Annotated in this window: 19 protein-coding genes; 8 read left to right on the top strand and 11 right to left on the bottom strand. The window is 66.3% G+C overall.

What is annotated here, in order from left to right; genetic code table 11:
- Positions 1 to 226: 226 nt before the first annotated feature.
- From AB6730_RS16880 to miaA, 6 genes are all read right to left on the bottom strand, one after another.
- The gene (locus AB6730_RS16880; RefSeq protein ID WP_371024763.1) at positions 227 to 1,534 is read right to left on the bottom strand and encodes an adenylosuccinate synthase; all 1,308 of its coding nucleotides are present in this window, start codon (positions 1,532 to 1,534) and stop codon (positions 227 to 229) included.
- A 51-nt stretch (positions 1,535 to 1,585) separates the two neighbouring features.
- Positions 1,586 to 2,455: a protease modulator HflC gene (gene hflC, locus AB6730_RS16875; RefSeq protein ID WP_371024762.1), complete on the bottom strand. Its 870-nt coding sequence runs from the start codon at positions 2,453 to 2,455 to the stop codon at positions 1,586 to 1,588.
- Positions 2,452 to 3,588 carry an FtsH protease activity modulator HflK gene (hflK, locus tag AB6730_RS16870; RefSeq protein WP_371024761.1) on the bottom strand — a complete coding sequence of 379 codons (1,137 nt, stop codon included), beginning with the start codon at positions 3,586 to 3,588 and terminating at the stop codon, positions 2,452 to 2,454. The genes hflC and hflK overlap by 4 nt, the downstream gene beginning before the upstream one ends.
- 164 nt (positions 3,589 to 3,752) lie before the next feature.
- Positions 3,753 to 5,060: a ribosome rescue GTPase HflX gene (gene hflX, locus AB6730_RS16865; protein ID WP_371024760.1), complete on the bottom strand. Its 1,308-nt coding sequence runs from the start codon at positions 5,058 to 5,060 to the stop codon at positions 3,753 to 3,755.
- Between the two features lie 94 nt (positions 5,061 to 5,154).
- Positions 5,155 to 5,415: an RNA chaperone Hfq gene (gene hfq / locus AB6730_RS16860; RefSeq protein WP_167023080.1), complete on the bottom strand. Its 261-nt coding sequence runs from the start codon at positions 5,413 to 5,415 to the stop codon at positions 5,155 to 5,157.
- 107 nt (positions 5,416 to 5,522) lie between these two features.
- A complete protein-coding gene (miaA, locus tag AB6730_RS16855; protein ID WP_371024759.1) occupies positions 5,523 to 6,485 on the bottom strand; it encodes a tRNA (adenosine(37)-N6)-dimethylallyltransferase MiaA in 963 nt (320 codons plus the stop codon).
- Positions 6,486 to 7,031: 546 nt separating this feature from the next.
- Between miaA and AB6730_RS16850 the strand changes: the two genes are divergently transcribed.
- Genes AB6730_RS16850 through AB6730_RS16830 form a run of 5 tightly spaced genes read left to right on the top strand, consistent with a single transcriptional unit; the run spans position 7,032 to position 9,948 of the window.
- Entirely contained in the window at positions 7,032 to 8,282 is a 1,251-nt protein-coding gene (locus tag AB6730_RS16850; protein WP_371024758.1) for a hypothetical protein, read from the top strand.
- Entirely contained in the window at positions 8,275 to 8,883 is a 609-nt protein-coding gene (locus tag AB6730_RS16845; RefSeq protein ID WP_371024757.1) for a HupE/UreJ family protein, read from the top strand. Before AB6730_RS16850 ends, AB6730_RS16845 begins: the two co-directional genes overlap by 8 nt.
- Complete coding sequence (locus AB6730_RS16840) at positions 8,880 to 9,101, top strand: hypothetical protein (RefSeq protein ID WP_371024756.1); 222 nt, start codon at positions 8,880 to 8,882, stop codon at positions 9,099 to 9,101. The genes AB6730_RS16845 and AB6730_RS16840 overlap by 4 nt, the downstream gene beginning before the upstream one ends.
- A gap of 8 nt (positions 9,102 to 9,109) precedes the next feature.
- Positions 9,110 to 9,634, top strand: a complete 525-nt coding sequence (locus tag AB6730_RS16835) for a DUF4198 domain-containing protein (protein ID WP_371024755.1) — start codon at positions 9,110 to 9,112, stop codon at positions 9,632 to 9,634.
- The gene (locus AB6730_RS16830) at positions 9,631 to 9,948 is read left to right on the top strand and encodes a DUF4198 domain-containing protein (RefSeq protein WP_371024754.1); all 318 of its coding nucleotides are present in this window, start codon (positions 9,631 to 9,633) and stop codon (positions 9,946 to 9,948) included. The genes AB6730_RS16835 and AB6730_RS16830 overlap by 4 nt, the downstream gene beginning before the upstream one ends.
- Here the strand turns inward: AB6730_RS16830 and AB6730_RS16825 are convergent.
- The 4 genes from AB6730_RS16825 to AB6730_RS16810 form a co-directional block, all read right to left on the bottom strand.
- Positions 9,943 to 10,929: an alpha/beta fold hydrolase gene (locus AB6730_RS16825; protein WP_371024753.1), complete on the bottom strand. Its 987-nt coding sequence runs from the start codon at positions 10,927 to 10,929 to the stop codon at positions 9,943 to 9,945. The genes AB6730_RS16830 and AB6730_RS16825 overlap by 6 nt on opposite strands.
- Positions 10,930 to 11,778: 849 nt before the next feature.
- Positions 11,779 to 12,630 carry a helix-turn-helix transcriptional regulator gene (locus AB6730_RS16820; RefSeq protein ID WP_371024752.1) on the bottom strand — a complete coding sequence of 284 codons (852 nt, stop codon included), beginning with the start codon at positions 12,628 to 12,630 and terminating at the stop codon, positions 11,779 to 11,781.
- A gap of 43 nt (positions 12,631 to 12,673) precedes the next feature.
- Entirely contained in the window at positions 12,674 to 14,836 is a 2,163-nt protein-coding gene (locus AB6730_RS16815) for a S46 family peptidase (protein WP_371024751.1), read from the bottom strand.
- 177 nt (positions 14,837 to 15,013) lie between these two features.
- Positions 15,014 to 17,167, bottom strand: coding sequence for a S46 family peptidase (locus AB6730_RS16810; RefSeq protein WP_371024750.1), 2,154 nt, complete (start codon positions 17,165 to 17,167; stop codon positions 15,014 to 15,016).
- Between the two features lie 174 nt (positions 17,168 to 17,341).
- Between AB6730_RS16810 and tdh the strand changes: the two genes are divergently transcribed.
- From tdh to kbl, 3 genes are all read left to right on the top strand, one after another.
- Complete coding sequence (gene tdh / locus AB6730_RS16805) at positions 17,342 to 18,364, top strand: L-threonine 3-dehydrogenase (protein WP_371024781.1); 1,023 nt, start codon at positions 17,342 to 17,344, stop codon at positions 18,362 to 18,364.
- Between the two features lie 82 nt (positions 18,365 to 18,446).
- Positions 18,447 to 22,034 carry a DUF748 domain-containing protein gene (locus tag AB6730_RS16800; RefSeq protein ID WP_371024749.1) on the top strand — a complete coding sequence of 1,196 codons (3,588 nt, stop codon included), beginning with the start codon at positions 18,447 to 18,449 and terminating at the stop codon, positions 22,032 to 22,034.
- An 80-nt stretch (positions 22,035 to 22,114) separates the two neighbouring features.
- Positions 22,115 to 23,314, top strand: coding sequence for a glycine C-acetyltransferase (kbl, locus tag AB6730_RS16795; RefSeq protein ID WP_371024748.1), 1,200 nt, complete (start codon positions 22,115 to 22,117; stop codon positions 23,312 to 23,314).
- 148 nt (positions 23,315 to 23,462) lie between these two features.
- Here the strand turns inward: kbl and AB6730_RS16790 are convergent, their stop codons facing one another.
- Complete coding sequence (locus tag AB6730_RS16790) at positions 23,463 to 24,206, bottom strand: pseudouridine synthase (protein ID WP_371024747.1); 744 nt, start codon at positions 24,204 to 24,206, stop codon at positions 23,463 to 23,465.
- Positions 24,207 to 24,406: the final 200 nt, after the last annotated feature.

Genomic DNA, 24,406 nt, shown 5'->3' with positions numbered 1-24,406 from the left:
GCCAAATCGAAAACCCCGCCCGGCGCGACGGGCGCGACGGGGCGTCAGCCGTCAGACACGGCCGCGCAGCGGCTTCCTTTCCCGAGCGACGGTGTAACCGGAGCGACGAGGGTGGCGGCCGACGGCTCTGCCCCACCACCCCAACGCGAGGGCGAAGCCGAGCCGTGCGTGAAACCGGCCCGCTGCCGCGGGATCGCCGCTGAAGCGGCTCCCACAGTCAGGGGGATCAGCAGTTGTCGGTGCCGCCGAACGGGTCGTCCAGGACGATCGTGTCGTCACGATCGGCGCCGGTGGCGACGAGTGCCAGCTTGCAGCCCGAGAGTTCTTCCACCGCGCGCAGGTAGGCGCGGGCGGCCGGCGGCAGCTTGTTCCAGTCGCGGATGCCCGCGGTGGATTCTTCCCAGCCCGGGAATTCCAGGTAGACCGGCTTGCACTCGGCCCAGCCATCGGCGTCCAGCGGCGCCAACTCACGGCGCTTGCCGCGGTATTCGTAAGCGATGCAGACCTTGATGCTTTCCAGCCCGTCGAGGACGTCGAGCTTGGTGATGGCGAGGCCGTCGATGCCGTTGATCTGCACCGCGCGCTTCAGCGCCACCAGGTCGATCCAGCCGCAGCGGCGCGGACGGCCCGTGCTGGCACCGAACTCGTTGCCCTTCTTGCGCAGGAGTTCGCCCATCTCGTCGTTGAGCTCGGTCGGGAACGGGCCGCTACCGACGCGCGTGGCGTAGGCCTTGCAGATGCCCAGCACGTAGTCGATATCGCGTGCGCCGACGCCGGTACCGGCCAGCGCGCCGCCCACCGTGGTGTTCGACGAGGTGACATAGGGATAGGTACCGTGGTCGATGTCGAGCAACGCGCCCTGCGCGCCTTCATAGAGGATGTTGCCACCCTCGCGACGGACATCGTGCAGGATGGTGGCGACGTCGTCGACCATCGGACGCAGGTACTCGCCCCAGGTGAGCGCTTCGTCGAGCACGGTCTGGTAATCGACCGGCTCGGCCTTCAGCCACTGCGTGAGCACGAAGTTGTGGTATTCCACGGCGGCCTGGACCTTCTCCGGCAGCTCGTGCGGATACATGAGGTCGGCCACGCGGATGGAACGGCGGGCGACCTTGTCCTCGTAGGCCGGGCCGATGCCACGGCCGGTGGTGCCGATGGCCTTGGCGCCGGAAGCCACTTCGCGCGCCTTATCGACGGCGATGTGGTACGGCATGATCAGCGGCGTGGCCGGCGAGATCTTCAGGCGCGGACGGACGTCGACGCCCTGCTCTTCCAGTTCGGCGATCTCGCTCATCAGCGCGGCCGGCGAGAGCACCACGCCATTGCCGATCAGGCAGAGCGCGTCGTCGCGCAGGATGCCCGACGGGATGAGGTGCAGGACGGTCTTCTTGCCCTTGATCACCAGCGTATGACCGGCGTTGTGGCCACCCTGGAAACGCGCGACGGCGCCGACACGTTCGGTGAGGAGATCGACGATCTTGCCCTTGCCCTCGTCGCCCCATTGCGCGCCGAGAATGACGACTGACTTACCCATGTTGATGCTTCTCTTTAGTTGCGGTGCCCTGCCGGGCGATGTGGATCGGGATCAGCGCGGACGGCCGGGGCCGTCGTTGAGGTAGCGCAGGAATTCGGAATCGGGCTTCAGCACGAAGGTGCCCTTGCCGTCGGCGAAGGCCTTCCGGTAAGCCGCGAGGCTGCGATAGAAGGCGAAGAATTCCGGGTCCTGGCTGTATGCCTGGGCATAAATGGCCGCTGCCTGCGCATCGCCATCGCCCTTGACCTTGGTCGCCTCGCGGTTGGCGTCGGCCAGCAGCACCAGCTTCTGGCGATCGGCATCCGCGCGAATCGTTTCCGCGCTTTCCTGGCCGGTATAGCGCAATTCGTTGGCGAGCTGCAGGCGCTCCGCGCGCATGCGCTTGTAGACGGAACCGCTCACTTCATCGGGCAGGTCGATGCGCTTGATCCGCACGTCGACGATGGCGATGCCGAGGTTCTTGCGGGCCACCGAGTCGGTCTGCTGGCGCACGCGCTCGGTGATGTCCTTGCGGCCACCGGCGATCAGGTCTTCGAGCGGACGCGCGTTGAATTCATAGCGCAGCGCATCTTTCACGATGGGGGTGAGGCGCTGGATCGCCTGCACCTGTTCACCGGAGGTCGCACGGTAGTACGAAGCGTTATCGGCGATCCGCCACTTCACGTAGAAGTCGACGTTGACGCTCTTCTTCTCCAGCGTGAAATAACGCTCGGGCTGCGCATCCAGGCCGAGGATGCGGTTGTCGAAACGCATCACCTGCTGCACCACGGGGATCTTGAAATGCAGGCCGGGCTGGTAGTCGGCACGCACGATGCGACCGAACTGCAGCAACAGCGCGTTCTCGCCTTCCTTCACGACGAAGGCGCTGTTGAAGCCCAGGAGGACGAGGGCGACGACGATGAGGCCGGAAACGATCTTCACTGGGCGTTCCCCTGCGGCGGATTCGGAGTGGCGTCGGTCGTCGTCGCGGACTGGATGACCGTGCCTACGCCCGGCACGTTGCGTACCGCGCCGTTGTTCGTCTCGACCGGCAACTGGATGATGTTCTTGCCGTTGCTGCCGTCGACGACCTTGGGATTGCCGGCCATCACTTCCTCCACGGTTTCCAGCCAGAGGCGCCGGCGCGTGACGTCCGGGGCGGCGCGGTATTGCTTGAGCAGCAGGTTGAAGCGCTCGACGTCGCCATTGGCGCGGGCGATGCGTTCGACGCGATCGGCTTCGGCCTCGGCCGCGATGCGCGCGGCTTCACCACGAGCCACCGGCACCACCTGGCTCTCGTAGGCGCGGGCCTTGTTCTCTTCGCTCTGCTTGTCTTCGCGGGCGGCGTTGACGTCGTCGAAGGCATCCTTCACTTCCTTCGGCGGCGACACGTTCTGGAAGCTGACGCCGGTGACGAGGATGCCCGCGTCGTACTTGTCGAGCGTGGCCTGGAGGATGTCACGCGTCTGCTGTTGCAGGGTTTCCTTCGCCGCGGGCGCGACGCCGGTGACGGGCGCCTGATCCGGCGCCGGGGTGTCGACACCCGGCGTGGTGAGGATGTTGTCCATGATGTTGGCGCCGACCACCGAGCGCACCGCGGCCTCGGCCGCGTTGTGGATGGTGTTCTCCTCGCGATCGGCGTTCGAGTACAGGAACTTCCGGGCGTCGGACACCTGGTACTGCACGTTGAAGTCGATCGCGATGATGTTCTCGTCGCGGGTGAGCATCGAGACGTTGTCGGAAACCGAACGCACCTGGGTCGTTTCCACCTTGGTCACGGTCTCGACCGGGCTTGGCGCCTTGAGATGGAAACCCGGCGGCAGGATGCGCGAGAACTGGCCGAAGCGCAGCACCACGCCGACCTGGCGGGCATCGATGACCGTGTAGCTGGAGACCAGCAGCCAGGCCACGATGAAGACCAGCACGATGGTGAAGACACCACCGCTGCCCGCGCCGAACTTGCCGAACCGGGCCCTGAGGCTCTTGATCGCCGCGTCGATGTCGGGCTTGCGCCCGCTCGATCGGTTGCGGTTCCAGGGATCCTTCTGGCCGTTACCGGGTTCGTTCCAAGCCATGGGCGACAGTCTCCTTCGGGGACCGGAGGGTGGGCGGCTGGCAAGCCTTGAGGTGAACCCGCCGCGGCGGGGGATGGACGCCGGACGCGCGAGCGCCCGCCGCCGCGCCGATGGGGCACGCAAACGCTGTGAATTCTATCAGATGGGTACCGATGAGTGCTCGATCAGTGGCCGGCGTGGGGCGGATCGACCAGCGCGCGCAGGGAGCCCGCGTGCACGTCGTCGCCCAACAGGGGCGCCAGCACGGAACGCGGCGCGTCGATGTCGAGGTGCCAACCATGCTCGTCCACGGCCTCGCCCGCGATCGCTCCCGCCGCCTTGAGCCGCGCATGCAGGCGTCCGGCGCTGAGAGGAAGCTCAAGGCCTGCCCGGATGCGGTCGCCACCGAGCAATTCACCCAGCGCCTCGCGCAAACCGTCCACACCGGCACCCGTGGCGGCCGAAAGCCAGACCTGGCGCGGCTTGCCGTCGTCGCCGCGGTCGACGCGCGGCGCCATGTCGACGAGGTCGACCTTGTTCATCACCGACAGCTGGGGCACGTCGCCGGCACCGATTTCCTCCAGCACCTCGTTCACTACCCGGGCCAGCAGCTCACGCTCCTCATCCGCGGCGTCGCTGACGTGGATCAGGAGGTCGGCGTCGCGCGCCTCGGCCAGGGTCGCGCGGAAGGCCGCGACCAGGTCATGGGGAAGCTCACGGATGAAACCGACCGTGTCGGCGATCACCGCCGGGCCACAGGAGAGACCGTCGACCTTGCGCACCGTGGGATCCAGCGTCGCGAACAACTGGTCGGCCGCGTAGACACCGCCGGTGGTCAGGGCATTGAACAGGGTGCTCTTGCCCGCGTTCGTGTAGCCGACCAGGGCCACGCGCGGCACGGTGTTGCGCAGGCGCGCGCGACGCTGCTGGTCGCGCTGGACCTGCACTTTCTCCAGACGCTTGGTCAGCATCTTCACGCGCTCGGCGAGCAGGCGGCGGTCGGTTTCCAGCTGGGTTTCGCCCGGGCCGCGGTTGCCGATGGCACCGCCGCGCTGGGCGTCCAGATGGGTCCAGCCACGCACCAGGCGCGTCGCCAGGTGCTTGAGCTGGGCCAGTTCGACCTCGAGCTTGCCTTCGTGCGAGCGTGCGCGCTGGGCGAAAATGTCCAGGATCAGCCCGGCGCGATCCACCACCCGGGTCTTGAGGTGCTTCTCGAGGTTGCGCTCCTGCACGGGGCTGAGCACGTGGTCGACCAGGACGAGGTCGGCCTCGAGCGCACGAACGGCTTCGGCGACTTCTTCCGCCTTGCCGCTGCCGATGTAGAAACGGGGGTTCGGCACGACGACGCGGGCCGAAATGCTGGTGAGGATCTCGGCACCGGCCGAAGCGACCAGTTCGGCGAATTCCTCGCCACGGCGGATCGCGTCGCCTTCGCCCCGCGAATGCGGCAGCACCAGGATGGCCCGATCGCCTTTCTTTTGTCTATCGAACACTTAGGGGAATCACCTCATGGAAAAAGAAGGGGCGCACGCAGCCGGAAGCATACGCGCACCCGCTCATTCCTATATGGGACAAAGCCAGGGCCCCTCAACCCTCGCCGTCACCCGATGCCGCATCGCCATGGTTCTCGTGCCCGCCGACCCGGACGTTCCGGCTCGGCACCACCGTGGAAATGGCGTGCTTGTACACCATCTGGCTCACCTGGTTGCGCAGGAGCACCACGAACTGGTCGAACGACTCGATCGTGCCTTGCAGCTTGATGCCGTTCACCAGGTAAATGGCGACCGGCACACGCTCGCGCCGCAGCGCATTCAGAAATGGATCCTGCAACGATTGCCCTTTGGACATTCTTCTTCTCCCCTACGCCTCTCGTACGGGTCCGGGTAAAAAACGCCTTGCGACGCCCCAGCCCAAGTGTCTTGAATCTTAACTGCTTTTAAACGCCCGCAGGTAGCTTAAGATCGTGACGATCTCGGCATTCCGACGAACTGTTCCACCGCACGCGCGGCCTCGGGCAACGGATCCCCCCGGTCCGGGTCGAACGTGCGCGCGTCGAACTCGCCGCGCAGCCAGGTGATCTGGCGTTTGGCGAGTTGACGAGTGGCATAGATACCACGGTTGCGGAAGTCCGTGGCATCCCCCTGGCCGTCCAGGTACTCCCAGGCCTGCCGGTAACCCACCGCGCGGATCGCCGGCAAGTCCGGATGGAGGTCGCCACGGGCGCGCAGGCGGTGGACCTCGTCGAGGAACCCATCGGCCAGCATGGCATCGAAGCGGAGCGCGATGCGCTCGTGCAAGGGCTTGCGATCGCCCGGCAGCAATGCGAGCTTGAGGACCCGCCAGGGGAAGCGGATCGCCGTGCCGCCTTGTTGCAACTCGCTAAGGGGACGCCCGCTGAGTGCCATGACCTCCAGCGCGCGCTGGATCCGTTGCGCGTCGCCTGGCCGAATCCGCGCACCGGCCACGGGATCGAGGGCAGCCATGCGGGCGTGCATCGCCGCCCAGCCGATCGCCGCCGCCTCGGCCGCCAGCCGTTCACGCAACGCCGGATCGGCCTCGGGCAGGTCGGACAAGCCACGCTGAAGGGCGCGGAAGTAGAGGCCGGTTCCTCCGACCAGGAGAGGCACCCTCCCCTCGCCGGTGATGCGCTGCATCGCCGCCAACGCGTCCTCGCGAAAATCCGCCGCCGAATACGGCTGTGCCGGATCACGGATGTCGACCAGGGCGTGCGGGTAACGCGCGAGCGTGGCGGCATCGGGTTTCGCCGAACCGATATCCAGGCCGCGATAGACCAGCGCCGAATCGACGCTGACCAGGTCCACGGGAAAGCGGTCCGCCAGCGCGCAGGCGAGCGCCGTCTTGCCCGATGCGGTCGGGCCCATCAGGAAGATGGCGAGGGGGCGATGGTCGAAGGTCATGCACGCGGTGGGCGATGGAACGATCGCAAGGTTAGCGCACCGGGGTGACATGCGGTGACGATGGCGGGCAATGCTTGACCAGCGCAACGCAAGTGCACGCCACGTAAGGGGCTTGCGCAGTTATCCACACGGTTATGCAGCGATTACCCACACCGGCTGTGGATATCGTGCGCGATGCCGAGTGAGCATCGCCCTGGTCAGCCCTTGAGCAGCGCAACGCAAGTCCATGCTGTCAAAGGGTGGAATGGAGTTGTCCACATGCTTATGCAGGGAGTATCCACACACGCTGTGGATATCGCGATGCGCTTCCGGCATGCGTGGTCACGAACTGATCAACACAACGCAAGTGGCCGCCACGCATGGTCGAATCGGACTTGTCCACACGGTTATGCATCGAGTATCCACACCGCGTGTGGATATCTCGCGCCACGCGTTTTCAGGAGGAAGCCCGAGGCCAGGTCACGCCATGCGAATCGCTAAAGATTCCGACAGTCGCTCCCGGCGGATTCGGGTGTACTGCCACCAGTCCATTCTGGTACGGCTCCCATGCGAAACCTGCGCCTTCCGCTCGCCATCGTGTCGCTCGTCGCGGCGACCACTCCCGTCCTGCCGGCTTCCAGCGCCCACGCCTCGGACCACCTCGATACACCCACGGTCGCCGCCGATCCGCGTGCAGATATCGGCGACATCTATGCCTGGACCTCGGCGGACGGCCGCCACCTGAACCTGGTGATGACGATCGTCGGCCATGGCTTCTCCGACGTCATCGGCTATACCTTCCACGTGGACAGCGGCAAGGTCTTCGGCACCACGAGCAGGACCACCGACGTGACCTGTCGTTTCAGCGCCTCGTATGCCGCCGATTGCACCGTCGCCGATGAGCATGCCACTGGCATGGTCGACGCGGTGGATGGCCTCGTCTCGCAAAGCGGGCGCCTCAGGGTATTCGCAGGCCGCCGTGACGATCCCTTCTTCAATAACGTGAAGGGCTCCCGGAGCGCGTTCGACGCGGCGGCGCATGCGCTCACGCACGGCACGCCGGTCGATGCCGACGGATTTCCGCAGTTCGACGACGCCACGGTGGCTTCGATCCGCAAGGAGTGGCGCCAGACCGACGGTGGCCCAGGCCGGAATTTCCTCGGGGGATGGACGCCCGCGTGCATCGTCGTCACGGTGGATCTCGGACTGGTGAATGGCGGCGGTCCGCTGCTCGCCGTGTGGGGAGAGACCGCATCGCCGCATGGCCGCATCGACCGCGCGGGACGCCCGCTCACGGGCAACGCCTTGCTGTCGCCACTCGACGAAACCAAGGGCGACCGCCTGAAGGAACGCTACAACCGCGCCGAGCCGGCGAGAGCGGCGCAGTTCATCGGCGACATCCAGCGCACGCTCGGCCTCTACGACGGCTATGACGGCGTGCGCGGCAACCAGTGGCTCGCCGACACGCATGCGGCGCCGGGAATGCGCTATCGCCCGCTGGCGACATTGCTGGCCGACGATCGCTTATGGGTGAACAGCGCGTCGGCGAAGTGTACGCAGCTCTTCGCCGTGGAGCTGGCCCAGCTTTCCGGTCGTCGCGATCTCGCCGCCGACTGCGGCGGTCGTACGCCGAACTACGATGCATCGAACATCTACCGTTCACTACTCGCGGCAGGCAACCTCGACAGTATCGACGACGGCGTGCATCACGACGATCGCACCCATTCCACGACACGATTCCCGTTCCTCGCGGTGGCAGTCGACAGCAGCCCCGCACCGACCGCGGCATCCAGCGCCGCGGCCGATTACCATGAATGATTCGCGCGCGCCGTTCGCTGTGCTCGCCTCCGTCGCGGCGGTGGCGTTGTCGTACGCCAACCCAGCCATGGCACATGCCGGCACCGGCTTGGCAGGCGGCTTCGGCGCCGGTTTCACGCATCCTTTCGGGGGCATGGATCATCTGCTCGCCATGGTGTCGGTGGGGCTCTGGGGCGCCGTGCTCGGCGAGCCCCTGGTGTATCTGTTGCCGATAGTCTTTCCCGGCGTGATGGTGCTGGGTGCCGTGCTCGGCATGGTCGGCGTGCCGTTGCCGCCGGTGGAATGGGGCATCGCGCTTTCGGTGTGCGCGCTCGGCCTTTGTGTCGCCGGCGCACTCCGGCCCGGCGTGGGCATGGCGATGATCATCGTCGCCGTGTTCGGCCTCTTCCATGGGTACGCGCATGGCAAGGAACTGCCTTCCGCGGCGGACCCGATCGGCTACAGCGCGGGGTTCGTACTGGCGACCGGCTCGCTGCATGCATTCGGTATCGGACTCGGCGTGGCCGCGCGGTGGCCACGGTGCATGTTGGCACTGCGCGCCGTCGGCATCGGCATCGCCGTGACGGGCGTCCACTTCATCGTCCAGGCAGCCAGGGCATGAACGGGTTGCATGCGTCGCTGGCCGCTCTTTCGCTCGCCGTGGGCGTCGTGGTGGCGCTGACCAGCGTGCTCGTGGCACGTCATCACCCATCGAGGCACCGCGGCATGCGCATGGCATTGCAGGTGGTGGCCAGTTGGTTCCTCGCGATCGCCTTGCTCGTCGCAACGCTCTCGTTCCTACCCGTCACCCCGGGCTACGAGCCCGATCACCTCGAATAGGCCCAGCCATGTCTCGTCATCGTCCACAGTCGGTGGGTCGCTTCTGCGTATCGACGCTGATAGTCGTCACGGGTACGGCACATGCCCACGATTTCTGGGTGCAGCCGCAAGCGTTCCAGGTACAGCCCGCGCAAGCGACACCGTTGACGTTACAGGTCGGCCATGGACCCTACCGCCAGCGTTCGCCCATCGCGCTGCAACGCATCGTGCGATTCCAGGCCTTCGGACCTTCCGACCACCAGGGTGCGGACCTGCACGGCGCGCTACACCCGGGAGACGCGACCGGCGACGGTGACGTCGCACTGCCGCGTGCCGGCACCTATCTCCTTGCCCTGGAAACCGACAACGGCGCGCAGAGCCATCTCCCCTCGTTGCGCTTCAACGATTACCTGACGGTGGAAGGCCTGACGCCCGCGCTGGAACGGCGTCGGCGGGACGGTCGCATGGACGTGGACGAGACGGAAATCTACAGCCGCCATGCGAAGGCGATCATGCAAGCCGGGCCGTTCGATGCCGCGGCACAAGCATCGTGACGGCACCCATCGGCCTTGCGCTCGAAATCGTTCCCGACGTCAATCCGTACGCCCTGCCCCGTTCCCGCACGCTGCCCGTGCGTGTGTTCTATCAGGGGCACGCCCTTCCAGGTGCCACGGTGAAGTTCACCGACCTCGATCACGACGACGCGCCCGTCGAGATCCATGTCACCGATGCCGACGGACGCGCCACCTTCGCGATGCCCATCTCGGGCCGATGGTTGCTCAACACGATCTGGATACGCGCCCTGCCGGCGGATGCCGAGGCCGACTACGAAACGGACTTCTCCAGCCTCAGTTTCGGGTTCCTATGACGCCGCCCAGAGTCGCCGGGCCTCGGCGGCGATGACATCGGGGAATTCTTCGGGAAAGAAGAGTTTCGCGTTCGGTATGCGGTGCACGCCGCGCGAATGCTTGAAGGCATGGTCGAGGTACTCCGCGCCCGCGGGCGAGAAGATGGGATCGGCCATGCCCCACACGACACGCATCGGTACCGGGCTCTGCGCAAGTTTCGGCCCGATCCCCGCCAGTGAGTTTTCTTCCAACGCCAGCGCATAGGCGTGCGTGCGCCCGGGATGCGCGACCAAGGGGGCCAGGTACATGTCGATGGCTTCGTCGGTGGGATCACCAGGATACGTGAAGGTCATGCCACCCAGGCCCTCGGGCGAGCGCGCCAGCGTCTTGTTCGCCAGCCAAGGCCGCAACCAGCGATCGACGTACGTGCCGTCGTGCGACATGGCGATCACCGGCGCCATCGCCGCGGGTGGGCATTCGTGTTCGGTATCGCAGTTGGTCAACAACAGGCTGCGTACGCGTTGCGGATAACGTGTCGCCAACAGCTGCGCGACCGCGCCGCCGCTGTCGTTGGCCACGACGTCGGCCCGGGTGATGCCGAGGCTGTCCAAGAAGGCCACCAGCATGTCCGCCTGTGCCGCGGGCGCCACGCTTTGGCCCGGTGCCACCTCGGTGTATCCGAGGCCGAGGAAGTCGGGCGCGATGCAACGACGAGCGTCCGCCAGCCGTGGCAGCGCGCCGCGCCACTGGAATCCGTTGAGTGGAAAGCCGTGCAGGAAGAGCGCGGCGTCACCGGTGCCTTGTTCGACATAGGCGATGTTGCCGAACGACGTACGGGTGAACCTCCTCGCCGCGTTGAACCGCCGCGCGTCCATGTCCTCGTTCAAGGCCATCCGGCCCACGCTCCGCGGCGCACACGCCGCCACCACGCCAGCCGCCAGCGTACCCGCGGCGAGCTTCATGAAAGAACGGCGATCGATGCCGAATTGCCCATTGCCCACGACGATATCTCCTTTGCCGCCCACCCAACGGGGCCCGTGAAGCAGACCATGCCGCTGGCTCTACGGCTGTCGGAAAATTTAGGCTCTTGCGCATTCTTGGGTTCGCCATGTGTCTGGCTCGGCTTCGCCCTCGCGTTCGCTGTGTGCGGCGTGGCGGGGAGCTGCCGGGCGCCACCCTCGGCGCGACAGGCGGTGCCGTCCCTTGGGAAGGGAAGCCGCTGCGCGGCCATGTTTGATGGCTGCGCCCCTTCGGGCTCGGACGGTCGGGCGGGGGTTTTCGATTCGGCTCCTGCCTCAGCGAAAACGATCGGCCGTCCAGGCCGATCCCCTTCGGGCCTTGTCCGCCCGCCCGTCCTCGGCGCCTCATGTCGCGCCGAGGGTGGCGCCCGGCAGCTCACTCGACACGGCGGTGGGTTGGTGGGAAGAGCAACGCCCGCCGTGCCACGTGCAGCTAGTCACCAGCCGATTGCCGGTGGCCGCACCCGGGTGGGAAGCGGGCTGGCCCGCGATTCCTCAATCTCTCCGGTGGCGAAGGAAGCCTTGCGATGATCGGGCGAGGCTTTCCACCGCTCGCTCGGTTGCAGTGCACAGCCTCATTCGCTCGACATAGGGTGGCGAATCGCGGGCCAGCCCGCTTCCCACCCGGGTGAAGGGGATTCCCACGGAACGGCTTGCCCCCAAGGTCGCGTTGCTTGTGTCGCACGACGGCTCTGCCTCGCACATCCCAATGCGAGGGCGAAGCCGAGCCGTGCAAAAGAAACTGGCCCGCTGCCGCGGGATCGCCGCTGAAGCGGCTCCCACAAGGGGCGGCTCCCACCAGGGGCGGCTTTCACCGGAACGTTCAGGTGGTCAGGTGCGTCGGGTCGAGCGTCGGAAATCCGCGGGGGACTGGCCGTAGGCCTGGCGGAAGACGGCCGTGAAATGGCTATGGCTGGAAAAACCCAGGTCCGCCGCGAGGGCCGAGAGATCCTCTTGCGCGGCCATCAGGTCCAGCGCCCGGGCAAGGCGGAGGCGCAACTGATAGCGATACAGCGGTATGCCTTCCACGCGCTGGAATACCTGGGTGAGATACACCGGCGACGCGCCGATTTCGGCACCGACATCGGCCAGCGACCAGCGACGCGACACGTCGCTGGCCAGCAGCACCTTCACACGGTCCGCCAGGCGCCGTTGGCCTTGCGTGGCCTCCGGTGCGTGCGAGGTCCGCGGGCCCAGGCTGCGGCCGACCAGGTTCAGCAACAGGGTTTCCGCTTCCAGCGGTTCCATCGTCCCCTGCTCTAGCCGATGGCGGAGCAAGGCCACCATGGCCTGTGCGCCGGGATCGATGCGCCGGTGATGCGTGCGGAAGCCCGGGGTCGCCCGCTGGTCGAGCAGGCTGGCCGGAGCGAGTTCCTCCAGCAAGGGCGCGGCCACCTGGACCGAAAGACTGGCGTCGCTTCCCTCGACCGGATGGGCGATCCGGTAACCCTCGTCGGCATTGAAGAACACCACGTGGTTGGCGTCGGCGACGGCCTGGTCGCTGCCTACGTGACGCACGTAGAGCCCGCGGTAAGGAAACACCAGGTAGGTGGATGCCGCGCATTCCTCGGGGCTGCGATGCGCACACCCACCCTCGCAGACCACATTGCGCACGGAAACGCTCGCCGTTTCCAGCGAAGCGTTCACGCTGAGTTCGTTCGCGGTGGGGTCGGACCGGGCCATGGCCGCGAGGATCGCACAGGCGTGCGGTCCCCGCGACTGCCGGTTATTTCGCCGGAACGTCCATCTCCTTCAGGAGATTGTCGGCATGGTCGAGATGGTGCATCACCCACAACATATAGCGTACGTCGACCTGGATCGAGCGGTTGAGCTTCGGGTTGAACAGCCAGTCGCCACTGACCGACTCCCAGTTGCCGTCGAAGGCGAGGCCGACGAGACGGCCTTGCGCGTCGAGCGAAGGCGAACCCGAGTTACCACCGGTGATGTCGAGGTCGGCAAGGAAGTCGACCGGCAGCGTGCCGAGCTTCTTCGACGCATAACCATCGAAGGCCTTCGCCTTGATCGCATCGATCTCGGCCTTGGGTGCGTTGAACGGTTCTTCACCGGTGTTCTTCTGGACGATGCCCTCGGCCGTGGTGAAGGGCGCATAGCTCACGCCGTCACGCGGGGCGACGCCTTGCACGTTGCCGAAGGTCACCCGCAGCGAGCTGTTCGCATCCGGGTACACCGGCAGGCCCTGTGATTCCTTCCACGCGATGATCGCCTGCATGTAGCGGGGACGCAGCCGGGCCAGTTCACCATCGCGGGCGTCTTCTTCGCTTTCGATCTTCTTCAACTCGGGCAGCACCGCGTTGGCCAGCTTCAACATGCTGTCGTCGCTCGCGGCGATCGCCTTCTTGTCGGCCTTGAACCACTTCATGCGCTCGGCCGTGTCGCCGAGCTTGCTGCCCTTGTAGAGCGTCGACACCTTGCCCTGGATGGCCGCGCGCGTGGATGCGCCGGCGAGCCAGGTGTCGAGCGCCGGCAGGCGCTGGTCCTTCGGCAAGTCCACATAGTGGACGAGCGCGTTGACCAGCAGGTCCTGGTCGGTCTTCGCGTCGTAGCGGCGCTCCATCTGTTTCAGCGCGCCCTCGATGCGCACTTCGTCGCGCTGCTGGTAGCCGGCCTCACGCTCCATGTCCGGCTTGGTGCGTTCGTCGGCGAGACGGGCAAGACGTACGCCGCTGGCGAAGAGTTGGGTGCGCGAGATGAGGGCGAGGTCGACATCGCGCTCGCGGGTGGCCTGGTAGGTGGCGAGCCTGGCCTTGAGTTCGGCGATGTCGGCGACGAGTGCCTGGTTCTCCGCACCACCCTGCTTCTTCAACCACGCGTCGAGATCGGCTTCCTGCTTCTGCTTCACCGCGACCGCATCGGCGCGGCGCAGGCCTTCGAGCTGGCCGCCGAAGTTCTTCAGGTAATTGTTCAGGCCGGCGACGAGGCTGGCGTATTTCACCGTGACGTCGGGATTGGCCTTGCCGTTCGCGGCGATGGTGTCCAGTTGCTCCTGGTAGAGCTTGATCTGGGTCGGGTATTGCCAGTCGATCGCGCTGCTCACCTCCTGGGCGAGACGGTACCGGTTCGTCCTGCCCGGATAACCCACGACCATCACATAGTCGCCTTCTTCCACGCCTTGTGGGTTGAGCTTGATGACGTGCTTGGGATGGTAGGGCACGTTGTCCTTGGCATACGTGGCCGACTTGCCATCCTTCGACACATAGGCGCGCAGGTAGCTGAAGTCGCCGGTGTGGCGTGGCCACATCCAGTTGTCGACGTCGCCGCCGAACTTGCCGATGGACTCGGGTGGTGCGTAGACCAGGCGCACGTCCTTGATCTCGAGTTGCTTGATCAGCTGGTAGCTGTAGCCACCATGGAAGGTGTAGACATCGCAGCGATATCCATCGGTTTCACAACCCTTCACCAGCGTTTTCTTGGCGAGGTCGATGGCGTCGTGGCGTTGCTGGCCGGTCATCGCCGGGGTGAGCTTCGCGGTCACGTCTCCGGTGACGTCGCGGATTTCCTCGGTGACGAAGACGCGCATGTCGGGCGAACCGGGCAGTTCCTCCGCGAAGGTCTTCGCGAGGAAGCCCTGCTCGATGAGGTTCTTTTCCTTCGTGGAGTTGTACTGCAGCGCGCCGTAGCCGCAATGGTGGTTGGTGACGACCAGGCCATCGGGTGAAACGAAGGACGCCGTGCAGCCGCCGAGGCTCACGATGGCGCCCATGGGATAGGCGGTGAGGTCGGTGAGCGTGGCGGGATCGAGCTTCAGGCCGTGCTGTTTCAGCATGGCGGCGATCTTCGGCAATTGGGCCGGCTGCCACATGCCTTCGACGGCGTGGGCGGCGGGGACGAGGCCTGCCGCGAGGGCGGTAGCCAGTAAGGCTCGACGCATGGTGGATCTCCTTGGTGTTTCCGGGGTGCGTTGGGGCGACTGGAATCGCCGACAGAGTCGGCTCCCACCGGGTAGTGGAAACGCCGATGGGGTCGGCTTCCATCGGACAAATGTTATAAAGTAACGCCAATGCTGGCGAATCCTGCTCCGGCACGTACGTGCCGGAGGTCACCCCTCCTATTTTCCGGACACGCCCAGTTCGCGTAGCAGGGCGGGCGACGGATAGACCTTGTCGATCAGCCAGCGCATGTAGCGCATGTCGACGTGGATAGCGCGCTTGTAGCGCGGGTCGTACATCCAGCTGGCGCTGACCGCTTCCCAGTTGCTGTCGAAGTTGAGGCCGACCAGTTCGCCCTTCGCGTTCAGCACCGGCGAACCCGAGTTGCCGCCCGTGGTGTCGAGGTTGCTCAGGAAGTCGACCGGCATGGCACCCGACTTCGGATCGGCGTATCCGGCGAAATCGCCCTTCCGGATGGCGTCGAGCAACGGCTTCGGCGCATCGAAGGGCTCCTTGCCGGTGTTCTTCTCGACGATGCCGGCGACGGTGGTCAACGGGGCATAGGTCACCGCGTCGCGGGCCATCAAGGGGGTGACCTTGCCGTAGCTGACGCGCAGGGTCGAATTGGCATCGGGATACACCGCCTTGCCCTGTTTCTCGCGGTAGGCGATCAGGGCCTGCATATAGGCGGGACGCAGGCGCAGCAGATCGCCTTCGCGGACCTTGCGTTCGTCCTCGATGCGCAGCAAGGCGGGACGCAGGGTGCGTGCCGCCACCAACAAGGCATCGCCACTCTTTTCGATCTCCGCCGGAGCGGCGGTGAACAGTCGCAGGCGCTCGGCTTCGTCACCGAACTTCGTCGCCGCATAGATGCGATCCAGCGCCTGCGCGAGTTCGGCCGGCGTGCGGCCGAACACCTTGTCCATTTCGGGAAGCCGCTGCGCATCGGGCAGTCGCTGGTAACGAAGCATCAGCGACGTCACCAGCGCCTTTTCCACGCGCGGATCGTAACGACGCTGCACCTGCTTCAGCTGGCTCTGGATCAATTCCTCGTCGCGTTTCTGGTAGCCCGTCTCGCGCGCCGCGTCCGCCTTCGGCCGCTCCACGGAAAGACGGTCCACCGCGAGCGCGCCACGCATGAGTTGGGTCTGCGTGGAAAGCAGCCCGACCAGCAGGTCACGCTCGCGCACGTCCTTGCCCTGGGCGATCAGGGCCATGACCTGGTCGATCTCCGGCTTCAGCGCCTTCCCGTCGGGCTGCGCCGCGAGCCACGACGACATCGCGGCTTCATCGTCGCGGCGAACGGCGACGGCGTCGCTACGCTGCAAGCCTTCGAGTTCGCCGCTGAAACGCTTGATCCCGTTCTTCAGCGTTTGAAGCTGCGAGGCATAGCGGATACCGGCGTCCTTGTCGGCCTTGCCTTGGGCTTCGATCACGTCCTGGAGCGCCTTCAGCACGGCTACCGACGTCGGCAGCCGCCATTCCACCTGATCCGCGAATTCGGCCGCCGTGCGATGGCGATAGGTGATGCCGGGATAGCCGGCGAGCATCACGAAGTCGCCTTCGGCGACACCGTCGGTGGCGAGCTTGAGGTGCGAGGGCGGATGGTAAGGCACGTTGTCCGTCGAATAATCGGCCGGCTTGCCGTCGCGCCCGACGTACGCGCGCAGGATGGTGAAGTCGCCCGCGTGGCGCGGCCAGACGAAGTTGTCGATCTCGTCGCCGTAGTTGCCGATCGCGCGGGGCGGCGCGTAGACCAGGCGGATGTCACGCAGTTCCAGTTGTTTCACGAGGTAGAAGTCGCGCCCGTAGAACATGTTGGCGACGCTGCACTTGATGCCCTCTTCCTTCTCGCATTCGGCCACCAGCGCCTTGCTCGCGGCATCGACGGCGTCGTAATAGGCCCTGCCCGTCTTGCCCCTGGCCTGCGCCAGGATGCGATCGGTGACCTTGTCGAATCCGACCGTGACGCGCAGGCGGTAGTCGGGGTTGGCCGGCAATTCGCCGGCGCGATCCGGTGCCACGTAGCCATTGGCGATGAGGTCGCGCTCCGGCTTCGAGTTGTACTGGATGACGCCGAAGGCCACGTGGTGGTTGGTGACGACCAGGCCCTCGGCCGACACGAAGGCGCCCGTCCCGCCGCCCACCTTGACCACCGCGTTGAGCGGCGCACGGGTCAGGTCGGCGAGGTCCGTCGGATCGCCACGGAAGCCGGCCTCCTTGAGGTTCTTCGCAATTCCCGGCAGTTGCGAGGGCAGCCACATGCCCTCGTCGGCTTTCGCGTCCAGCGCCAGCGCCATGGCGGCTCCCAGCATCATCGAGCGGATTCGCATGTTTCGTTGTCCCCTGTGGGTCGTGCAGAGCGTCCCGACCATAGAGGGCCCGAGGGGCCACTGGCAATGGCGCGGCGCACCACGATCCGGGGCCGGTGCGGCTTATAATGCCGGTTTGGGTCCGCCGCCGCGGGCCTTCCCCGCACGGAACCCACGAGCCCCATGCAGCAGACGATGAAGGCGCTGGTCAAGCGCAAGCCCGAGCAAGGTATCTGGATGGAAGAAGTTCCGGTGCCGCAAGTCGGCCCGAACGAAGTCCTGATCAAGATCGAGAAGACCGCCATCTGCGGTACCGACCTGCACATCTACAAGTGGGACGAATGGTCCCAGCGCACGATCACGCCCGGCCTCACCATCGGCCACGAGTTCGTCGGCCGCATCGCGGAGATCGGCCCTGGCGTCACCGGGTACAAGGTCGGCGACCGCGTCTCGGCGGAAGGCCACATCGTCTGCGGCCATTGCCGCAACTGCCGCGCGGGGCGTCAGCACCTGTGCCCGAACACCTTCGGCATCGGCGTGAACCGTAACGGCGCCTTCGCCGAGTACATGACCATGCCGGCCTCGAACCTGTGGCCGATTCCCGACCAGATTCCGTCGGAACTGGCCGCGTTCTTCGATCCCTACGGCAACGCTGCGCATTGCGCGCTGGAGTTCGACCTGATCGGTGAGGACGTGCTCATCACCGGCGCCGGCCCGATCGGCATCATCGCCGCCGGCATCGCCAAGCACGTCGGCGCCCGCAACGTCGTGGTCACCGACGTCAACGATTACCGCCTGAAGCTGGCCGCCGACATGGGTGCCACCCGCGTCGTCAACGTATCCAAGCAGTCGCTCAAGGACACGGTGAAGGACCTGCACATCGAGGGTTTCGACGTGGGCCTGGAGATGAGCGGCAATCCGCGCGCCTTCGGCGACATGCTCGACTGCATGTACCACGGCGGCAAGATCGCCATGCTCGGCATCATGCCGCGCGGCGCGGGCATCGACTGGGACAAGGTGATCTTCAAGGGCCTCACCCTGCAGGGCATCTACGGACGCCGCATGTACGAGACCTGGTACAAGATGACCCAGATGGTGCTGACCGGCTTTCCGCTGCAGAAGGTGCTTACGCACCAGATCGCGATCGACGACTTCCAGAAAGGCTTCGACCTGATGGACGCGGGCAACTGCGGCAAGGTCGTCTGCTCCTGGACGTGATCCGCATCGCCTGACCGCGCTCCCACCAGCGCCCCCGCCGGGTACACTGCCCCCGGGGGCCATGGGGTGAAGGAGCGGCGGTATGGAAACACTCAAGACGCGGGGCAAGCAGTACTGGCGGAAGGGGCACGAACGCGCCCGCACCGTCTATCGATCACGCCGGACCCGGCGCATCACCGTCGGCGTGTTGATCGCCCTCGTCGTTTTCGGCTTGCTCGGTTTCTTCGCCGCGCCGCCACTGATCCGCTCGCAGGTCGAGTCGCGCGCCAGCGTGGCGCTGGGCCGGCCGGTCACCCTCGGCTCGATCAGCCTCAACCCGTTCACCTTGAAGTTGACCGCCGAGCGGCTGCACATCGGCGAGCGCGACGGCAAGTCGCCCTTCGTCGATATCGCGCGATTGACCGCGAACGCTTCGTGGGCCTCGTTGTTCCGTGCCGCCCCGATCCTCGACGAACTGCGCATCGACGAACCCCATATCCACCTGCAACGCAGCGCGCCGCAACGTTTCAATTTCTCGGACATCCTCGATCGCTTCGCGACGGACCCCTCCGCCCCCGACACGGGCCCGGCCCGGTTCGCGCTATCCAACATCGCCGTGCACGGCGGGCAAGTCGATTTCGACGACCGCGTGCTCGATGCCACCCACCGCCTCGATCACATCGACATCGGCATTCCCTTCATCGCCAGCCTGCCCAGCGCGACGGACATCTTCGTGCAGCCACTGCTGGCGATGAACGTGGACGGTAGCCCGCTGCGCGTGCAGGGGCAGACCAAGCCGTTCGCCAGCAGCCGCGAGTCCATGGTCAGCTTCCGGCTCGACCAGCTGGACCTGCCCCGCTACCTCGGTTTCGTGCCGACCCCGCTGCCTGTCGCCGTGCCGGCCGGAAAACTGTCCGGCCTGCTCGACCTCCGTTTCACGATGAACGAGGATAAGCCGCGCGTGGTGTTGAGCGGCCGCCTGATCGTCGACAGCCTGCAGGTGAACGACAAGGGTGGTGCCTCGCTGGTCGCGCTCGGCCACGGCGACATGGCGCTTACGGCACTCGAACCGCTGACTTCCCGCTACCGCCTCGGCACCGTGGCCCTCGACGGTCTCGACGTGCGCTACGCGCGTCTTCCCGGCGGTCGCAGCAATATCGACGCGTTGACGGCACCCTCGCCCACCCCGGCGAAGGACTCGCCGGCGACGGATGTGCGCATCGACACGATCACGCTCAAGAATGCGCGTATCGAATACGCGGATCTCGCGGCGCCGGCACCGGCACGCCTGGTGCTCGACGGCGTGCAAGGCAGCCTGCGCGGGCTCAGCACGGTAGCCGCACCCGTGGCCTTGCTCGATGTCGCCGCGCGCATGGCCGGCGGCACGGTCGCCACGCAAGGCAAGCTGGACCTCGCCGCGGCCCGCTATGCGGGCACGTTGTCGCTGGCGAACGTGTCGCTCGCGGCACTGATGCCGCTGACACCGCCGCTGCTGGATGCCGACATCACCGGTGGCGACGTCGCCGCCAACGGCGACCTGGCGCTGGACTGGCACGACGCCGCCATCGTCCGCATCGCCCATGCCAAGGCAAAGCTGGACGGCTTCCAGCTCGTGCCGCGCAACGGCCGTGCTTCACCGGTGACCTGGAAGTCGATGGCGGCGTCCATCGCGCTGGTCGATCTCTCCACCAGCGAGGCACGCCTGGACCAGCTCACGCTCGACGGCTTGACGCTCGACCTGCGGCGCCTCGCCAACGGCAACCTCGACCTTGCCGGTATCGTGAAGTCGCCCGCGGCGACAACCAAACCAGCCGCTCCGTCCGCCGCCTGGCGCTGGAGCATCGCCCACCTCGGCCTGAGCGACGGATCGGTCACGCTGCGCGACGCCAAGGCGGCGGGCAAGCGCAATGCGATCCTGATGCAGGCGACGTCGTTCGGTATCGACGGCCTGTCCAACGACATGAGCCGTCCCCTCGCCCTGGACCTGAAAGGCAATCTCGGCAAGGGCACGTTCGCGGTCACCGGCAAGGTAAAACCCCAGCCCCTCGATGCGGACCTGCGGGTGAAGACCACGCGGCTCGACGTGGCTCCACTGCAATCGCTGGTCAGCGTACCGTTGAACGTCCGCGTGGACAGCGGCCTGCTCAGCCTCGACGGACAGGTTCGCTACAACGATCGCGGCAGCGCCCCCGCCCGGATCGCCTATCGCGGCCAGGCCACGTTGGGTCGCGTGCGTGTGCTGGACAAGCTGACCGACGCCGACTTCCTGCGCTGGACCTCGCTCAGCGCGAGCAACATGGTCATCCGCATGGGCGAAGCAGCGCCCCACGTCGCCATCGGCGGCCTGGCGCTGGACGACTTCTATGCCCGCGTCATCATCAACGCGAACGGACGGCTGAACCTCCAGGACGTCGTCGCCAATCCCGAGGCACCCGGGGCGGTGTCGGTCACCCAGGCGCAGGCCACGCCCGCGCCGGCCATACCGGCGGCCGAGCCTTCTGCCGCCACGCCGGCCGCGCCGGCGGCGGACATCCGCATCGGCCAGGTCACCCTGACCAAGGGTCACCTCAACTACACCGATAACTTCATCAAGCCCAACTACACGGCGGACGTGACGCAGCTGACCGGCAGGATCGGCGCCTTCGGTACGGATGGTGGCTCACCGCCCGCGGATCTGACCCTGCAGGGGCAGCTCGACGACAACGCGCCGGTGGACATCGCCGGCACGATCAATCCGCTGGCGCCGGTGGCCTCCCTCGACATCACGGCCAAGGCGGAAGGCATCCAACTCGCCAACCTCTCGCCGTACTCCGGCAAATACGCTGGTTACCCGATCACCAAGGGGCGGCTCAACGTCGACGTGCACTACCTGCTCGACCAGCGCAAGCTGACCGCCGACAACCATATCTTCATCGACCAGTTGACCTTCGGCGACCGGATCGAAGGTCCCGGGATCAGCCATCTGCCGGTGAAGCTGGCGGTGGCGCTGCTGAAGGACTCCCAGGGCCGCATCGACGTGCGCGTGCCCGTGTCCGGATCGCTGGACGATCCGCATTTCAGCGTGGGCGGTCTCGTCTGGCGCGCCATCGGCAACCTGATCGTGAAAGCGGTGACCTCGCCGTTCCGCCTGCTCGCCTCCGCGGGTGGTGGCCGCGAGGACCTCGGTTACGTGGAGTTCGCCCCGGGTTCCGCCGTGCTCGACGCGGCCGCGCAGGCGAAGCTGGCCGAGATCGTCAAGGTCCTGGCCGATAAACCGTCGATCAGCCTGGACATCGTCGGCCGCATCGATCCGTCCAAGGACGAATCCGGCCTCCGCACCGTCATGGTCGACGACCTGGTCCACCAGGAGCAGGTCGCCGACAAGGAAGACGACACCACGCCGCCGACCGCCGCCGAGCAGGAAAAATACCTGGAACGGGCCTACCGCCATGCCTCGTTCCCCAAGCCGAAGAACATGATCGGGCTGACCAAGTCGCAGCCGCCGGAGGAAATGCGCACGTTGATGGAAACCAACATGCCGGTCGACGCCGACGCCCTGCGCCACCTGGCGGAACGCCGGGCCAATGCGGTCCGCCAATGGCTGCAGGGCAAGGCGGACGACAAGCGGGTCTTCGTCGTGGCGCCCAAGACGGACGCCAAGGGCATCGATGATGGCGGCAAGACGACCCGGGTGGATTTCGGCCTGCACTGAGGCCATCCGGGATCGAGGTTTTCTCATTCGTGCAAAGGCCTCACAATCGGGAGATTCCTCCGTCCCCGGAAACCTCCGCCATGACCTACCCCGGCCAAACCCGTTTCGCCAGCGAACTCGACGCCATCCGCGAGCAGGGCTTGTTCAAGAACGAGCGCATCATCGTCTCCCCGCAATCGGCGGAGATCGAGCTGGAAGGCGGACGGAAGGTTCTCAATTTCTGTGCGAACAACTACCTGGGGCTGGCCGACCATCCCGAGGTGATCCAGGCGGCCAAGGACGCGCTGGACACGCACGGTTTCGGCATGGCCAGCGTGCGCTTCATCTGCGGCACCCAGGACCTGCACAAGGAGCTGGAGCGCAAGATCGCCGAGTTCTTCGGCAAGGAGGACACGATCCTCTATGCCGCCTGCTTCGACGCCAACGGTGGGCTGTTCGAGCCGCTGCTGGGCGAGGAAGACGCGATCATCTCCGATGCGCTGAACCACGCCTCGATCATCGACGGCATCCGCCTGTGCAAGGCCAAACGCTTCCGCTACGCCAACTGCGACATGGCCGATCTCGAAGCCCAGTTGCAGGCGGCCGATGCCGCGGGCGCCCGGACCAAGCTCATCACCACCGACGGCGCGTTCTCGATGGATGGCTTCGTCGCGCCCCTCGCCGAGATCACCGCCCTCGCGCGCAAGTACAACGCTCTGGTCCACATCGACGAATGCCACTGCACGGGCTTCCTCGGCGATACCGGCCGCGGCTCTGCCGAACTGCACGGCGTACTCGACAAGATCGACATCATCACCGGCACCCTCGGCAAGGCCCTCGGCGGCGCCCTCGGTGGATTCACCACGGGCCGTCGCGAAGTGATCGAACTGCTGCGCCAGCGTTCCCGTCCTTACCTGTTCTCCAACTCGCTACCGCCGCACGTCGTGGCCGCGGGCAGCAAGGTGTTCGACATGCTCGCCGCCGCCGGCGACCTGCGTGAACGGGTGAAGGAGAACACCCGCTATTTCCGCGAAAAGATGACCGAGGCCGGCTTCGACATCCGTCCCGGACAGCACCCGATCGTCCCGGTGATGATCTACGACGCGAAGCAGGCGCAGGCCATGGCGGCGGAACTGCTCGACGAAGGCATCTACGTCACCGGTTTCTTCTTCCCCGTGGTGCCACAGGGCAAGGCGCGCATCCGCACGCAGATGAGCGCCGCGCATAGGCGCGAGCACCTGGACAAGGCCATCGCGGCGTTCACCAAGGTGGGCCGGAAGCTGGGTGTGCTGAAGGGCTGAGGCTTGGCTGTTCGGGAGGGTGAGGCAAGCTCGATCGCGGCCGAGGCCGCTTCCCACCCGAAGCTAGGCATGCCCGAAAGTAGGCATGCATGGATTGGTGGGTGGAAGGGTGGATCGTGGGTGGGAAGCGGCCTCGGCCGCGATCGCCTCACCCCCTCCGCAACCCCGCCACTTCCGCATCGCCAAGATGCCGCCACTGCCCCTTGGCCAAGTCCCCCAGGACAAGATCGCCGATGGCGACACGCACCAGCCGCAACACGTCGAACCCCAGCGCCGCCAGCAAGCGCCGGATATGCCGGTTGCGCCCCTCGTCGAGGGTGACCTCCAGCCACGCATTGCGCTCGCCCTGGCGCAACAGTGACGCAGAAGCCGCACGCAAGGTATCACCCGCATCGACCACGCCTTCGCACATCGCGGCGACCGTCGCCGCATCCGGCTGTCCCGCCACCTGAACGTGATACGTCTTCGATACATGCGTCGCCGGCTCGGTGATTCCGGCGGCCCATGCCGTATCGTTCGACAGCAGCAGCAATCCCTCACTCGCCTTGTCGAGCCTTCCCACCGGCCCCAGCCAGGGAAGTCCCGCTCCTTCGAGCAGTGAGTAGACGGTGTCCCGCCCCCGCTCGTCCGCAGCCGACACGACGATGCCGCGCGGCTTGTTCATGGCGATGTAAATGGGCGCCACGGCCTGTGCCGTCCCACCGTCGATTTCGATCCGCTCGTGTCCCGCGATAGGGAATTCGGGATCGCGCACGATCCGCCCATCCACCCGCACCCGTCCTTCCCGCGCCAGCCGCTCACCCTGGCTGCGCGAACAGATACCGCGCTTGGAAAGCACACGGGCGAGGCCGAACACGGGAGTGGCGGTGCGACGCGGACGCGATGTCGGCATGCGAGGAGGCTGACGGGGCATGCGCCAAGGATAGTGGCTGGCGGGCGAAGCTTCATCGCGAATGTGCGACGAGGGAGTTGCCGCATGCTCACCGCAACTCGGGTGGGAAGCGGGTGAGGGAGACTCATGGGAGGCGGCTTGCAGCTGCGGTGTCCATCCCGGTGGCGGCGTTGCTCTTGCCACACGACACCTCCGTGCCC

This window comes from Luteibacter sp. RCC_6_2 (assembly GCF_041360655.1).
In the GTDB taxonomy this organism is placed as follows: domain Bacteria; phylum Pseudomonadota; class Gammaproteobacteria; order Xanthomonadales; family Rhodanobacteraceae; genus Luteibacter.
Note: the sequence above shows the minus strand (reverse complement) of the source record. Positions and strands in the feature narration are given on the sequence as shown.